The organism is Neobacillus mesonae, from assembly GCF_001636315.1.
Taxonomy (GTDB): Bacteria; Bacillota; Bacilli; order Bacillales; family Cytobacillaceae; genus Neobacillus; species Neobacillus mesonae.
This window is the reverse complement of sequence record NZ_KV440949.1, coordinates 1,927,108-1,939,585: the sequence shown is the minus strand read 5'-3', so window position 1 is coordinate 1,939,585 and position 12,478 is coordinate 1,927,108. Positions and strand designations below refer to the sequence as shown.

Genomic DNA, 12,478 nt, shown 5'->3' with positions numbered 1-12,478 from the left:
TAGAAGACACTTTTCCATAAAATTAAGGCTGTTTTGTCTTCAATTGAACAGTTTTTTGCCTAAAAGAATAGTTTAGGAGGTTTTTACTCATGAATCCTTGGATTGATATTTCTCAGCCGCTGGATAACCGCATTGTTGTTTGGCCGGGGGACACCCCTTTTAGCTACAAAGTTACTTGGAGTAAAGAGGAAAGCGGTTCGGTTAATGTCGGGCAGATCACGATGAGCACCCACACTGGTACACATATTGATGCCCCGTTTCATTTTGACAATGATGGAAAGAGAGTCATTGAGCTTGATGTAAATTTATATATTGGCAGGGCCCAGGTCATCCATTTGCCGAAACCGTCATCGATTGGAATAAAGGAATTATCCGGAGTTGAGCTTGAAGGAGTCACACGCCTGTTAATCCGAACCGATGCATGGACCGATCGAAGTGTTTTCCCAGCTGCGATTCCAGAAATCGAACCCGAGTTAGCGTCCTATCTGGGAAATAAGGGAATCCGGCTGCTTGGCCTCGATTTACCATCCGTAGATCCAATTGATAGCAAAGAACTTTCAGCACACCATGAACTAACCCGTCATGGAATTCACATTCTGGAAGGTTTGGTGCTAGACCATATCGACTCAGGCGACTATGAATTAGCCGCCCTCCCGCTTTCACTCGTGGAAGCAGACGGGAGCCCAGTCCGTGCGGTATTACGGAGAGTGTAGGTATCACTTCTTGAAATAGAACATTAAGGGCTGGAATCCAATTCTAAAAAGAAATCGGGTTCCAGCCTTTGTTAATATAGTGATTAGTAGAAAAACTCCCTTCAATAAAATAAAAAACTTTTTAACAGAACAGATGTTTTGTTGTAGAATGAATAAAGCAGTGTTTTGGAAAGTACTACAACAAAGGTGGAATGACTATTGAACGGAACAGCACATGCAGCAATTGGAGCGGCAGCAGGATTTGTTGTTGCCAACACTCTTCATACATCTCCTTCAACTACTCTATTTTTAGTTGGATTAGGCGGAGTTTCGGCGTTGGTCCCCGATCTGGACATTGATGGGAAGCTTCGGGAAAAAATCACATTTTCCCATCATTTGATTCAGCTGGTTGCACAGTTAATTGGGATTTTGATGGTCGTTTATAGTTTCTTTGAGGGTTCGGCTGATGAGAGATGGATTGGTATGGGGATCGGCATAGTTATGATGGCCGTATCGGCAAAGATCAAGCAAAAGCATATGTTAACCATTACCGGAATCGGAGTCCTGTTGGGCGGAATTTCTTTACAGGAAACGTGGTTAATTCTGCTTGGAATCTATATTCTGATCGCGTCTTTTGTTTCACACCGCAGCTATACTCATTCGATTTTGGGAGTCCTTTTCTTCGGAATAATCGCTTCCAAACTAGAAGCGTCCCTCGGTATTAATGGTGTTTATTACACCTGCCTTATCGGTTATATTAGCCATTTAATTGCCGATTTAAAAATACTGCCTTTTAATAAACGAGGTGTGAAGCTGTTTTTACCTATTTCTTCGATAGAGATATAGATTTCAAGATTGGTAGGGCGGTTTCAAGAGACAATCGGTAATTTTTCTAATAAAAGTACATCCAGCTGGATGTGCTTTTATTTATCTTCAAAGATGGACTTAATATATTCCAATCCCCAAAGCTCCCCTCCTAATTACTTCTCATTGAATTCTAATCTTATTCTCATTAAATTGTTATCTTTAACCGTTATTGTTATAAACAAGGAAGCACGAAAGTAAAGTTAAAATAGCTTTCTAAAATTAAGGAGGTTATTATTATGTTTAAGAATTTTGAAGTGAAAACAATGTTTAAAGGTCTGTTCCACGAATGTCAACAGTTTAAGATAAATATTAAAGGAAAGGATTATGCCGGCCTTTTCAAAGCTGGAGAAATTCAATGGTTTCATCCACATCCTAAAAATAAACTGAAAGAAACACATCTTAGCGCTATCGAATTAAAGGTTCAAGACTTAATAAACTAAAACATAATAAAGATGCATGGGGAACGTTCTCATGCATCTTTTTTAATTTTTGAAGTGGAAGAAGCATCTCCATGCCTCACTCCTTAATAAGCAGAATGAGGTATAATGTAAGGGAGAAATTGAAGTGCAGACAGAATATCCAGGAATGATGCTGCTAATGCAGTCGGACCCAGCCAGAGAGCCTAGGGAAAATGCCAATCTTGTCCTCATAAAGCATTCATGAGGTTAATTTAAAATGAGAGGAAGGTCACAATGTACAATAGTTTAAAGGATTTAATACAGCACCCGGTATTTTACTTTTTTTCAGAGATTTCGAAGATTCCAAGGGGTTCCGGGAATGAGAAAGCGATTAGTGATTATTTAGTTCAGTTTGCAAAAGAGCGTCATTTGGAAGTGATACAGGACGAAGCCTTAAATGTCATTATCAAAAAGCCTGCCACCAATGGATATGAAGACGTACCGACCCTGATCATTCAAGGACATATGGATATGGTTTGCGAAAAAAATCAGGGGACTGTTCATGATTTTGAAAAGGACCCAATTCAATTGAGAATCGTGGAGGATATGCTTTATGCAACCGAGACTACATTAGGCGCCGATAATGGTGTGGCGGTTGCTTACGCCCTTGCTCTGCTGGATTCCAAGGAAATCCCCCATCCCGCCCTGGAAGTTGTCATCACGACAGAGGAAGAAACAACAATGGGTGGTGCTTTAGCGGTAGACCCAGCTAACTTTGCGGGGGAAATTCTAATTAATATTGATTCAGAGGAAGACCATAAGTTATTAGTTAGCAGCGCCGGCGGAATCAAAACAACGCAAGTCCTGCCAATTGTTTGGGATAAGGCACCGATGAACACAGCTGCATATTCACTCAGTGTTAAAGGATTAAAAGGCGGGCATTCCGGGATGTCTATTCATAAGGGAAGAGGCAATTCCAATAAAATTATGGGGAGAATCTTGGCAGGCCTAGCTGATGACGTCCCGTATTTCTTGCAGCAAATCAACGGTGGGGCAGCCACCAATGCGATTCCTCGTGAAACGGATGCGGTTATTTTAGTATCTGAAGATTCAATTGAAAAATTAGAAGCTAAAATCGATGAATGGAATAACATTTTAAAAAATGAGCTAAAAACGTCTGACCCAGAGATACATATTAGCTTGAAAAAAGCGGAGCCTGAGGTTCCTCGTGTTTTTTCGGAGCAAACAAAACAGAAAGCCATTGCTTCACTGATGCTAATTCCAAACGGTATTCAAAGCATGAGTATGGAAATTGCCGGACTAGTGGAGAGCTCGACCAACCTCGGAGTGGTAACCACAACTGAGACAGAGCTGCATTTTGAAAGTGATGCAAGAAGTTCAGTGAAAAGTTTAAAAGAAGATATTGTCAAACGGGCTCGCTTAGTAGCGGAAACGCTGGGCTGCGGGTTTTTAACGGAAAACGATTATCCAGAGTGGCCTTATAATTCGGATTCAAAGATTCGTAAAGTATTTGAGAAGGTGCACCGGGAAAAATACGCCAAGGAGGCTGAGATTATCGCCGTCCATGCCGGCATCGAGTGCGGTATTTTCATCGACAAAATCGCTGGGCTCGACGCAATATCAATAGGACCGAACATGTATAATGTCCACACACCAAACGAACATCTAAGCATCCCATCAACCATCAATAACTGGGAGTACTTCCTATCCGTATTAAAGGAAATGAAGTCTTTTGATTGGGAGGCGTAGTAACGTACGCAGAATGATGCATGGGGACGGATCTCATGCATCATTTTTTTGCAATTTTCTTTTCGGAAAATTGCCCAAGAAAACTGGAGTACCTCCGTTATTTAATGGTAGCCGTTTTGTTTTTTCGTTGGTACGTAGACAGGACGACTCCACCGACAATAAATAGAGAACCCAAAATTTCCGTACCCGTAATTGGTTTGGAGAGTAATATTAATCCCATAATCATGGTTACAAAAGGCTCTAAATTAGATAGAATTGAAGCCTTTGATGCATCAACATGTCGGATGTTGCTATTCCAAATCAGTGTCGCAATCCCGTGCACCACAACAGCTGTGCAAATTAGCAGAGCCCAACTCGACATGCTAGTGCTGATTCGTAAGGGGTGATCTAGTAAAAATACAAATGGAATTGACACCACCAATCCCACTAGATTCGAATATAAAGTAATGGTAAGCGGAGCTATTCTTTGAGAGAGGAGCCTTGTCAAAATAATCATTATAGAAAAGGTGACCATCGTTATAACGATCCATAATAACCCTTTATCGACATGTACAGAGGATAATTTTCCGTTTGTTACCACAAAGTAAATCCCTATAATGGCTACAATAGAACCCATCAGCATCCGAATGGTTAACTTTTCTTTTAGAAAAATGGCAGCTAGAGCACTAGTTAAAATAGGGGTAGTGGCTAAAATTAAGGCAGAAGTTGTTGGGTCCGCTGTTTGTAATCCTACAAAAAATGACCATTGGTTTATGAATACACCAATAACTCCTAGTGAAAAAACTATAAGTAAATCTGTTTTATTCAATTTGCTGAAGTGTTTTTTGTTTGCGGATAATCCAAATAATAATAATACAATAAACACAAGTCTAACCATGGTTAAAAGAGTTGGAGAAAAATCTTGTACTAACATCTTGCCAAATATAAAATTACTTCCCCAAACCACAACACAAATAGTTAGTAAAAAATATGCTTTTAACATAATAACCTTCTTTCTCTATTTAACTGGTTACGATACGAGTTTTTCCATCTAAACCATTGTAAATGTCTTTCATCCCCTATATTATTTTTCTTCCCCCAATTCACTACTCATTATCCTATATGGATTTTCACCAAAAGGAAAGGGATGTATTTAAGTTGCTAATAGTAGTAATAGTCTGAAAAACATCATTGCCATGCCCTAAATGAAACACAAGAACCGACCCCATGCCTCACTATAAAAATGCCAGACACCCATTTAGCGGTGTGCTTGGCATTTTTTTGTTTATAGAAAAAATTAGTTCTTGCCACAAATATTTATAATAGGTTACTATACAGGTAGTAACCTAAAACTGTAAATAATATTACCGAAAGGAGGTCCATCATTTTGAATTTTAGAGTGTACATGTTAGCCATTGTTTCGTTTGTAGTGGGGATGGCGGAATTGATTGTTGGCGGGATTTTGGATATTGTGGCCGACGGCTTAGGGGTGTCGGTGAGTAAAGCCGGCGAATTGATTACCATTTACTCCCTTGTTTTCGCTGTTGCCTCACCTGTGCTGTTAACCTTAACAGCTAAAGTGGAAAGGAAAAAACTATTTCTTTGGACGTTATTGATCTTTTTTGGCGGAAATATTCTCGCTTTTTTCAGCCCTAATTTCTTCATCCTTTTTATCACCAGAATGATTTCTGCAGCAACAGGTTCTCTGTTAATTGTATTATCGGCAACGATGGCCTCGAGCATTGTCAAGGAAGAGTTTCGCGCCCGAGCAATTGGCGTCATTTTCATGGGAGTCAGCGGGTCGTTAGTCATCGGTGTACCGTTGGGTCTTGTGATTGGAAATCATTTCGGCTGGCGCACGCCCTTTCTGTTCATTGCTGTCCTTACTCTTATTTCCATGGCGGGAGTGATGTTATTTCTGCAAAAAATGGCTCCTAAACCGATTATTTCAATCGGAAATCAATTAAAAACATTAAAGAAGCCAAAAATATTGTTTGCCCAGCTGACATCCTTGCTGTTTTTAACTGGGCATCTGACTTTGTATGCCTATCTCACACCTTTTTTACAAACAACCCTGCATTTAAATGCAGCATGGATTAGTATTTTTTATTTTATATTTGGGATCGCAGCCGTTTTTGGCGGCGGGCTGGGCGGATTTTTAGCCGACAAATGGGGATCGAAGAAAAGTATCCTAGCGGTTGTCGCGGCATTCTGTCTCGCCCTCTTGATTCTGCCTAACGTAACCTTCTCCATTACCCTGTTTGTCATAGTAATGATGGTATGGAGCATGTTAAGCTGGGCCCTTACACCGGCGATGCAAAATTATTTAATTGAAACATCACCGGAGATAGCGGATATCCAGCAAGGTCTGAATAATTCAGCGATGCATTTAGGAATTGCCGCGGGATCTGTGATCGGCGGTATGGTGATTAACCAGTCATCTGTTCATTATAATGCATCCATCGGCGGTATTTTTGTCGTGCTGGCATTCATTTGTTCGATTTTTTCACTAAGAGGAACACATGTAACCAATAAAGAAGTTCATGAACTATAAACAAGGAGGTGAACGGGATTTGTAAGGAGGGAGACCCTTTTTATAGATCCTGATGTGATGAGTGTTCATATTAATGCAAAACAAGGTGAAATTGCAGAAAAAATTCTGCTGCCGGGGGATCCGCTGCGGGCAAAGTATATTGCTGAAACATTTCTAGAGGATGTTATCTGTTATAACGAAGTGCGTGGTATGCTGGGCTTTACTGGAACATATAAAGGGGAAAAGGTATCCGTTCAAGGAACCGGAATGGGGCTGCCATCCCTCTCTATTTATGTAAATGAACTGATTCGCGAATATGGCGTGAAAAACTTGATTCGGGTTGGTTCCTGCGGGGCGATTCAAAAGGATATGCATGTCCGCGATGTTGTCCTTGCGATGACGGCTTCGACTGATTCGAATATTAACCGGCTCACTTTTTCTGGGGTTGATTATGCTCCTTGTGCTCACTTTGGTTTGTTAAATAAGGCCTTCCAAATTGGAACAAATCAGGGAATCAATCTTAAGGTCGGTAATGTCTTATCAGCAGATGTTTTTTATCGTGATAGCATTGATCTTGTTCAAAAATTAGCCGACTATGGGGTACTGGCGGTGGAGATGGAAACAACTGCCTTGTACACATTGGCCGCAAAGTACGGCGCACAAGCACTGTCCATTCTGACAGTCAGCGATCATATCTTTACCGGCGAGGATACAACAGCTGAGGAACGGCAGACAAGCTTCAATGACATGGTCACAATCGCGCTTGAAACATTAATATAGAGCAAAGGTGTCAGGCATCAAGAAAAGCGTAAGCGCCCGTTTAGCGACGTATGGACTCCTCGAAAATGCTAACGCATTTTCTTCGTGCGATGCTTATGCTGTCGAAGCCTTCCTTGTGGAGGGCTTCGACTGAGATAAAGGAAACACGAAGAACATTAGCGATTCGATGTTGACTTATCGTAGGGAGAAGACCGAAGTACACTAGTCGCTGGGCGCTGAAGCTGGACATGTGAAAAATTCACATGGTGCCTGACATCTTTTTAATAGCGCAGCCTTAGTAAAAGTTGTTTGATTTCTTCATCCTGCATTAACTGGTCTTCGTATCGTTTGGTGATGGTCGTTAAGGCGACATCATGATGGAAGAATTCAACGAAAAATTTGACAAATGGCGCTGATTTGGTGATCATCGCCTGCCACGTGCCGTTCTCTACACCGGCAAATAAAATCGTTTCTTCATCAATAATAATGAGGCGGTTTTTCTCCAATAATCGATGTTCCTCGGTGGGAGACAACGTATAAACGGTGGATAACGCGATTTCCTCTGCCGCCCCCCCAACGATCAGGGCTTCTACTTTGACACCGGATTGTTCTTTCTCCAGTAATATTGGCAAATATTCGGGCAGTTCATCTTTCCATATAGAAATGTGAATTGAATGTTGTGCCTCCTCCAATAGCTGCTTACATTGCAGCTTGATGGAAGAATCCATTTTTAAACTCCACACCCGGTCATCTTTTACGATTTTTTTGCTGGAATTGTTTTTTAATTTATTGATATTCGCTTGGAAATCCTTCGTCAGCTTTTCAATCACAAGATTCAACGGTAAAGCCGTGTAAAGCTTTTTCTTTTCGGAAACTGAATCTAGTACCATCCCTTTTTCGATCATTCTTGAAATTACTTCATATACTTTAGCTTTTGGGACCCCTGAGTGCTTCACGATCATCGAAGCGTCAAGAGGTTCAGGACTTGAGGATAAACATTCATATACTTTGCTTTCATATTGCGAAAATCCAAACTTTTGGAGCATGGCTCTAACCTCTTTTATGTCAATAATCTAATAATTTACAAACTAAATTTATCATATGGCATGAAGGTAGTTTTGTAAACGCTTTTCACAACCTCCTATGAATTACCATTAGAGGAAGTTACTTTTTTAAAAAAATAGCTATTTACTTGAATGGTTACTACTGCTATAGTAATCAATGTAGTTTATCAAATCATTATTATTTATTCACTTTTTAAAAGAAATGAAAACGCTCCCGTCCAAGACTTTTTTGGATGAAGGTGAACATTTCCGTCTAATATAAGGAGGAAATACTATGAGAATGGTTGACTTGATCGAGAAAAAACGTGATGGGTTTGAATTATCGAAAGATGAAATTCAATTTTTGATAAATGGCTTTACAAACGGAGACATTCCTGACTATCAAATGTCCGCCTTTTCGATGGCTGTATTTTTTCAAGGAATGACAAAGAAAGAACGCGTTTATTTAACAGAAGCGATGGTTCAATCTGGTGATCAAATTGATCTTTCCGGGATTGAGGGAATAAAAGTAGATAAGCACAGTACCGGCGGAGTCGGCGATACCACCACTCTTGTGCTGGCACCGCTAGTTGCTTCGGTTGGTGTACCGGTTGCTAAAATGTCAGGCAGAGGCCTTGGCCATACTGGTGGTACAATTGACAAATTGGAATCCATTGAAGGGTTTCATGTAGAAATTACCAACGATGAATTTACGGATTTAGTCAATAAGAATAAAGTAGCTGTCATTGGTCAAAGTGGTAATTTAACACCTGCCGATAAAAAATTGTATGCCTTACGAGATGTAACGGCGACTGTTGATTCTATTCCGCTGATTGCAAGTTCGATTATGAGCAAAAAAATTGCCGCAGGGGCAGATGCGATTGTGCTTGATGTCAAAACAGGCAGCGGAGCGTTTATGAAAAATCTTGAGGATGCGAAGGATTTAGCCCAGACTATGGTGGACATCGGAAACGGTGTTGGCCGTAAAACAAAGGCGATCATTTCCGATATGAGCCAGCCGCTTGGCTTCGCCGTTGGAAATGCGCTTGAAGTAAAAGAAGCGATTGACACGCTGAAAGGGCAAGGACCGGAGGATTTACATGAACTTTGCTTAACGCTAGGCAGCTATATGGTAGTTTTGGCGGAAAAAGCAGCCGATACGAATCAAGCGCGTGAAATGCTCGAAAAATCGATCCGAAACGGAAAGGCGCTGGAAACCTTTAAAATCTTCCTAGCCGCCCAAGGCGGGGATGCATCCGTTGTCGATGATCCGGCAAAACTTCCAACCGCTTCTTATACAGTAGAAGTTCTTGCGAAACAATCTGGTTATGTAGCTGAAATCGCTGCTGAGGAAATCGGTATTGCTGCGATGCTGCTTGGTGCTGGACGCGCGACAAAAGAATCGGTCATCGATTTAGCCGTAGGCGTGATGCTTCATAAGAAGGTAGGGGATTATATCCAACCAGGAGAGGCATTGGTGACGATTCATAGCAACCAGGAAAATGTAGAGGAAGTTATCGAAAAAATCTACGCTGCTTACAGGCTGGCAGATGAAAAAGTGGAAAAACCTACATTGATTTATACAGAAATTCAATAATTAAGAAGAGGATGAGAAGCATGACACAAAATCTAGCAGGATTAATTGATCACACATTATTAAAAGCTGATGCTGCAAAGGCAGAAGTGATGCTATTGCTTGAAGAAGCGAAACAATACAAATTTGCTTCCGTTTGCATTAATCCAACATGGGTCAAGACCGCAGCAGAATTCCTTCGTGATACACCAGAAGTGAAAGTCTGCACCGTGATTGGCTTTCCGCTCGGGGCTACGACATCAGAAGTAAAAGCCTTTGAAACGGAAAATGCGATTGAAAACGGCGCAACGGAAGTGGATATGGTTATTAATATTGGGGCCTTAAAGGACAAGCAATATGATGTGGTTGAAAAAGATATCAAAGCGGTTGTCGATGCAGCAAAAGGGAAGGCTTTGACAAAAGTGATTATCGAAACATTTCTGTTAACAGACGAAGAAAAAGTAAAGGCATGCGAGTTATCCGTTAAAGCCGGAGCAGACTTTGTGAAAACCTCTACTGGTTTCTCCACTGGCGGCGCGACTCCAGAGGATGTTGCTCTCATGAGAAAAACAGTCGGTCCTGATGTAGGTGTCAAAGCTTCCGGCGGCGTGAGAAGTTTAGAAGACGCTGAAGCTGTGATCAAAGCAGGCGCCAATCGAATTGGTGCTAGTTCAGGTGTAAAGATTGTGAACGGTGAAACTTCAACAGCTTCCTATTAATTCGTGAGTTTTCAGGACTGTGTCTGTTGGAACCAATATCGGCGAAACATAGTGAGATATCGGCGAAATGGAACTAGATATCGGCGAAAAGCAGCAATTTATCGGCGAATCTATAACAGTTATCGGCGAAGCGAAAAGGACGAGAGAAACAGAATCAGGCTGGCCAAAAGACCAGCCTGAAACCTTCAAAAAGAAAGGAAAAGGCTGAAATGGATATTCGAGCATTAGTAAATCAGGCAATTGAAGCCAGAAAAAAAGCCTATACTCCCTATTCAAACTTTCAAGTCGGCGCAGCCGTATTGACAAAAAATAACCACGTTTTTCGTGGCTGTAATATTGAAAATGCTTCCTTCGGATTAACGAACTGCGCTGAAAGAACTGCTATTTTTAAAGCAGTTTCTGAGGGGGATCAAGAGATTGAGGCAATCGTCGTGGTTGGTGACACCGAAGGACCGATTTCGCCTTGTGGCGCTTGTCGTCAGGTGATGGCTGAATTTTGTGACCAAGACACGAAAGTTATTCTAGCCAACTTAAATGGAGCCATCGAAGAGACAACCATTGCCGAATTACTGCCTGGATTTTTTTCATCGAAGGATTTAACGAAATAAGTACATTTTATGTATTTAGTGAAAGCGGATACGGCATCTTAAGAAAAGTACATCATCTGGAGGACTAACCGTGAAATATATCATTGCACTCATCGGTTTGCTTGTTGTTTTAGGATTAGCTTACGCAGCGAGCAATAACCGGAAACAGATCAAAATTAAACCGATTATTCTTATGGTTATTATTCAATTAATATTATCAGCATTATTATTAAATACGACGCTCGGTTTGGAATTAATCAAGGTGTTCGCCTCTGTTTTTAGCAAGCTGCTGGAATATGCGGGCGAAGGAATCTCCTTTGTATTTGGCGGACTGGCCAATAAAGGGGAATCTCCTTTCTTCTTGAATGTATTGCTGCCGATTGTGTTTATTTCCGTCTTAATTGGGATTTTTCAGTACCTGAAAATTTTACCGTTTGTAATGAGGGGCATTGGTTTACTGCTTAGTAAAGTAAACGGCATGGGGAAATTGGAATCCTACAATGCTGTAGCTTCAGCGATGATTGGTCAATCTGAAGTGTTTATTACCGTGAAAAAGCAGCTTGGACTCCTGCCTGCCAACCGCTTATATACGCTTTGTGCATCGGCTATGTCAACGGTGTCGATGTCCATTGTCGGTGCGTATATGACGATGATTGAACCAAGATATGTGGTGACGGCTCTTGTCCTTAACTTATTTGGTGGATTCATTATCGCTTCCATCATTAACCCGTATACCGTTAAACCGGAAGAGGATATTCTCGAAATTCAGGATGTAGAAAAACAGTCCTTCTTTGAAATGCTAGGGGAATATATCATGGATGGGTTTAAAGTAGCGGTCATTGTCGGTGCGATGTTAATTGGATTTGTTGCCTTAATTGGTGCGATTAATAACGTTTTTGATATGATTTTCGGGATTTCATTCCAAGAAATTTTAGGATATATCTTTGCGCCTATTGCCTTTATTATGGGTGTTCCGGCTGCAGAGGTAGTAGAGGCTGGCGGTATTTTGGCCACTAAGCTTGTGACGAATGAGTTTGTCGCCATGATGGACCTGGCAAAAGTAGCGGAATCATTCAGCCCGCGTACATTAGGAATTATTTCCGTATTCCTGGTCTCCTTTGCGAACTTCTCCTCTATCGGAATCATCTCGGGAGCTGTTAAAAGTTTAAACGAACAAAAAGGAAATACCGTAGCCAAGTTTGGGTTGAAGCTTTTGTACGGCGCCACGTTAGTAAGCGTATTGTCGGCTGTTATAGTTAGTGTCGTTTTATAAGAGTGAGGCACGGGGACGGTTCTTGTGGAACATGAGTGGAGTGAGGCATGAGGACAGTCTTACAGGGACAATTAGAAATTTTTTGTGCATAAAAAGGCACAGCAAATAGTTTTGAGCTAGCTTACGGGGTGGGTCACTCTACCCCCCTGATGGTAGCAGTTGCAGGGAGAAGTGTTCATAGCACTTCTCTTTTTTTATTGTACACTCATGATAAATATCGCAAGGGATTTTTAAAAAACTCTCTAAATTTGGAAGGAAAAGGGGAATGAATGTTGAATAGTTTAG

General features: G+C 41.1%; 13 protein-coding genes. 11 read left to right on the top strand and 2 right to left on the bottom strand.

The window, feature by feature from the left end; translation table 11 throughout:
• Window positions 1-89: 89 nt before the first annotated feature.
• The 4 genes from kynB (at window position 90) to A6749_RS09380 (ending at window position 3,727) form a co-directional block, all read left to right on the top strand.
• Window positions 90-713, top strand: a complete 624-nt coding sequence (gene kynB / locus A6749_RS09395) for an arylformamidase (protein ID WP_066388574.1) — start codon at window positions 90-92, stop codon at window positions 711-713.
• Window positions 714-911: 198 nt separating this feature from the next.
• On the top strand, window positions 912-1,538 hold the full coding sequence (locus tag A6749_RS09390) for a metal-dependent hydrolase (protein ID WP_066388573.1): 627 nt from the start codon (window positions 912-914) through the stop codon (window positions 1,536-1,538).
• Window positions 1,539-1,795: 257 nt separating this feature from the next.
• Window positions 1,796-1,999: a hypothetical protein gene (locus A6749_RS09385; RefSeq protein ID WP_066388571.1), complete on the top strand. Its 204-nt coding sequence runs from the start codon at window positions 1,796-1,798 to the stop codon at window positions 1,997-1,999.
• 252 nt (window positions 2,000-2,251) lie between these two features.
• Entirely contained in the window at window positions 2,252-3,727 is a 1,476-nt protein-coding gene (locus tag A6749_RS09380) for an aminoacyl-histidine dipeptidase (RefSeq protein ID WP_066388570.1), read from the top strand.
• A gap of 97 nt (window positions 3,728-3,824) precedes the next feature.
• On the opposite strand, the gene A6749_RS09375 is transcribed toward A6749_RS09380, so the two are convergent.
• On the bottom strand, window positions 3,825-4,709 hold the full coding sequence (locus A6749_RS09375; RefSeq protein WP_066388565.1) for a DMT family transporter: 885 nt from the start codon (window positions 4,707-4,709) through the stop codon (window positions 3,825-3,827).
• Window positions 4,710-5,093: 384 nt separating this feature from the next.
• On the opposite strand from A6749_RS09375, the gene A6749_RS09370 reads away from it, so the two are divergent.
• A complete protein-coding gene (locus A6749_RS09370; RefSeq protein WP_066388563.1) occupies window positions 5,094-6,260 on the top strand; it encodes an MFS transporter in 1,167 nt (388 codons plus the stop codon).
• A 57-nt stretch (window positions 6,261-6,317) separates the two neighbouring features.
• Complete coding sequence (gene deoD, locus A6749_RS09365; RefSeq protein ID WP_066388561.1) at window positions 6,318-7,019, top strand: purine-nucleoside phosphorylase; 702 nt, start codon at window positions 6,318-6,320, stop codon at window positions 7,017-7,019.
• Between the two features lie 260 nt (window positions 7,020-7,279).
• On the opposite strand, the gene A6749_RS09360 is transcribed toward deoD, so the two are convergent.
• Entirely contained in the window at window positions 7,280-8,044 is a 765-nt protein-coding gene (locus A6749_RS09360; RefSeq protein WP_066388560.1) for a TrmB family transcriptional regulator, read from the bottom strand.
• Window positions 8,045-8,336: 292 nt separating this feature from the next.
• Here A6749_RS09360 and A6749_RS09355 point away from each other — a divergent pair, with 292 nt between their 5' ends.
• The 5 genes from A6749_RS09355 to A6749_RS09340 all read left to right on the top strand — a co-directional run bounded on the left by A6749_RS09355 (window position 8,337) and on the right by A6749_RS09340 (window position 12,193).
• The gene (locus A6749_RS09355) at window positions 8,337-9,638 is read left to right on the top strand and encodes a pyrimidine-nucleoside phosphorylase (RefSeq protein WP_066388559.1); all 1,302 of its coding nucleotides are present in this window, start codon (window positions 8,337-8,339) and stop codon (window positions 9,636-9,638) included.
• Window positions 9,639-9,658: 20 nt separating this feature from the next.
• A complete protein-coding gene (gene deoC / locus A6749_RS09350) occupies window positions 9,659-10,333 on the top strand; it encodes a deoxyribose-phosphate aldolase (RefSeq protein ID WP_066388554.1) in 675 nt (224 codons plus the stop codon).
• A 67-nt stretch (window positions 10,334-10,400) separates the two neighbouring features.
• The gene (locus A6749_RS28365) at window positions 10,401-10,541 is read left to right on the top strand and encodes a hypothetical protein (protein WP_161487131.1); all 141 of its coding nucleotides are present in this window, start codon (window positions 10,401-10,403) and stop codon (window positions 10,539-10,541) included.
• Window position 10,542: 1 nt separating this feature from the next.
• A complete protein-coding gene (locus A6749_RS09345) occupies window positions 10,543-10,941 on the top strand; it encodes a cytidine deaminase (protein ID WP_066388552.1) in 399 nt (132 codons plus the stop codon).
• 70 nt (window positions 10,942-11,011) lie between these two features.
• Window positions 11,012-12,193, top strand: a complete 1,182-nt coding sequence (locus A6749_RS09340) for a NupC/NupG family nucleoside CNT transporter (protein ID WP_066388550.1) — start codon at window positions 11,012-11,014, stop codon at window positions 12,191-12,193.
• Window positions 12,194-12,478: the final 285 nt, after the last annotated feature.

What these genes read in the sequence shown, in the direction of transcription:
- kynB (WP_066388574.1), top strand. Translation starts at nt 90, where the DNA reads ATGAATCCTTGGATTGATATTTCTCAGCCGCTGGATAACCGCATTGTT.
- A6749_RS09385 (WP_066388571.1), top strand. Translation starts at nt 1,796, where the DNA reads ATGTTTAAGAATTTTGAAGTGAAAACAATGTTTAAAGGTCTGTTCCAC.
- A6749_RS09380 (WP_066388570.1), top strand. Translation starts at nt 2,252, where the DNA reads ATGTACAATAGTTTAAAGGATTTAATACAGCACCCGGTATTTTACTTT.
- A6749_RS09375 (WP_066388565.1), bottom strand. Translation starts at nt 4,709, where the DNA reads ATGTTAAAAGCATATTTTTTACTAACTATTTGTGTTGTGGTTTGGGGA.
- deoD (WP_066388561.1), top strand. Translation starts at nt 6,318, where the DNA reads ATGAGTGTTCATATTAATGCAAAACAAGGTGAAATTGCAGAAAAAATT.
- A6749_RS09360 (WP_066388560.1), bottom strand. Translation starts at nt 8,044, where the DNA reads ATGCTCCAAAAGTTTGGATTTTCGCAATATGAAAGCAAAGTATATGAA.
- A6749_RS09355 (WP_066388559.1), top strand. Translation starts at nt 8,337, where the DNA reads ATGAGAATGGTTGACTTGATCGAGAAAAAACGTGATGGGTTTGAATTA.
- deoC (WP_066388554.1), top strand. Translation starts at nt 9,659, where the DNA reads ATGACACAAAATCTAGCAGGATTAATTGATCACACATTATTAAAAGCT.
- A6749_RS28365 (WP_161487131.1), top strand. Translation starts at nt 10,401, where the DNA reads ATGGAACTAGATATCGGCGAAAAGCAGCAATTTATCGGCGAATCTATA.
- A6749_RS09345 (WP_066388552.1), top strand. Translation starts at nt 10,543, where the DNA reads ATGGATATTCGAGCATTAGTAAATCAGGCAATTGAAGCCAGAAAAAAA.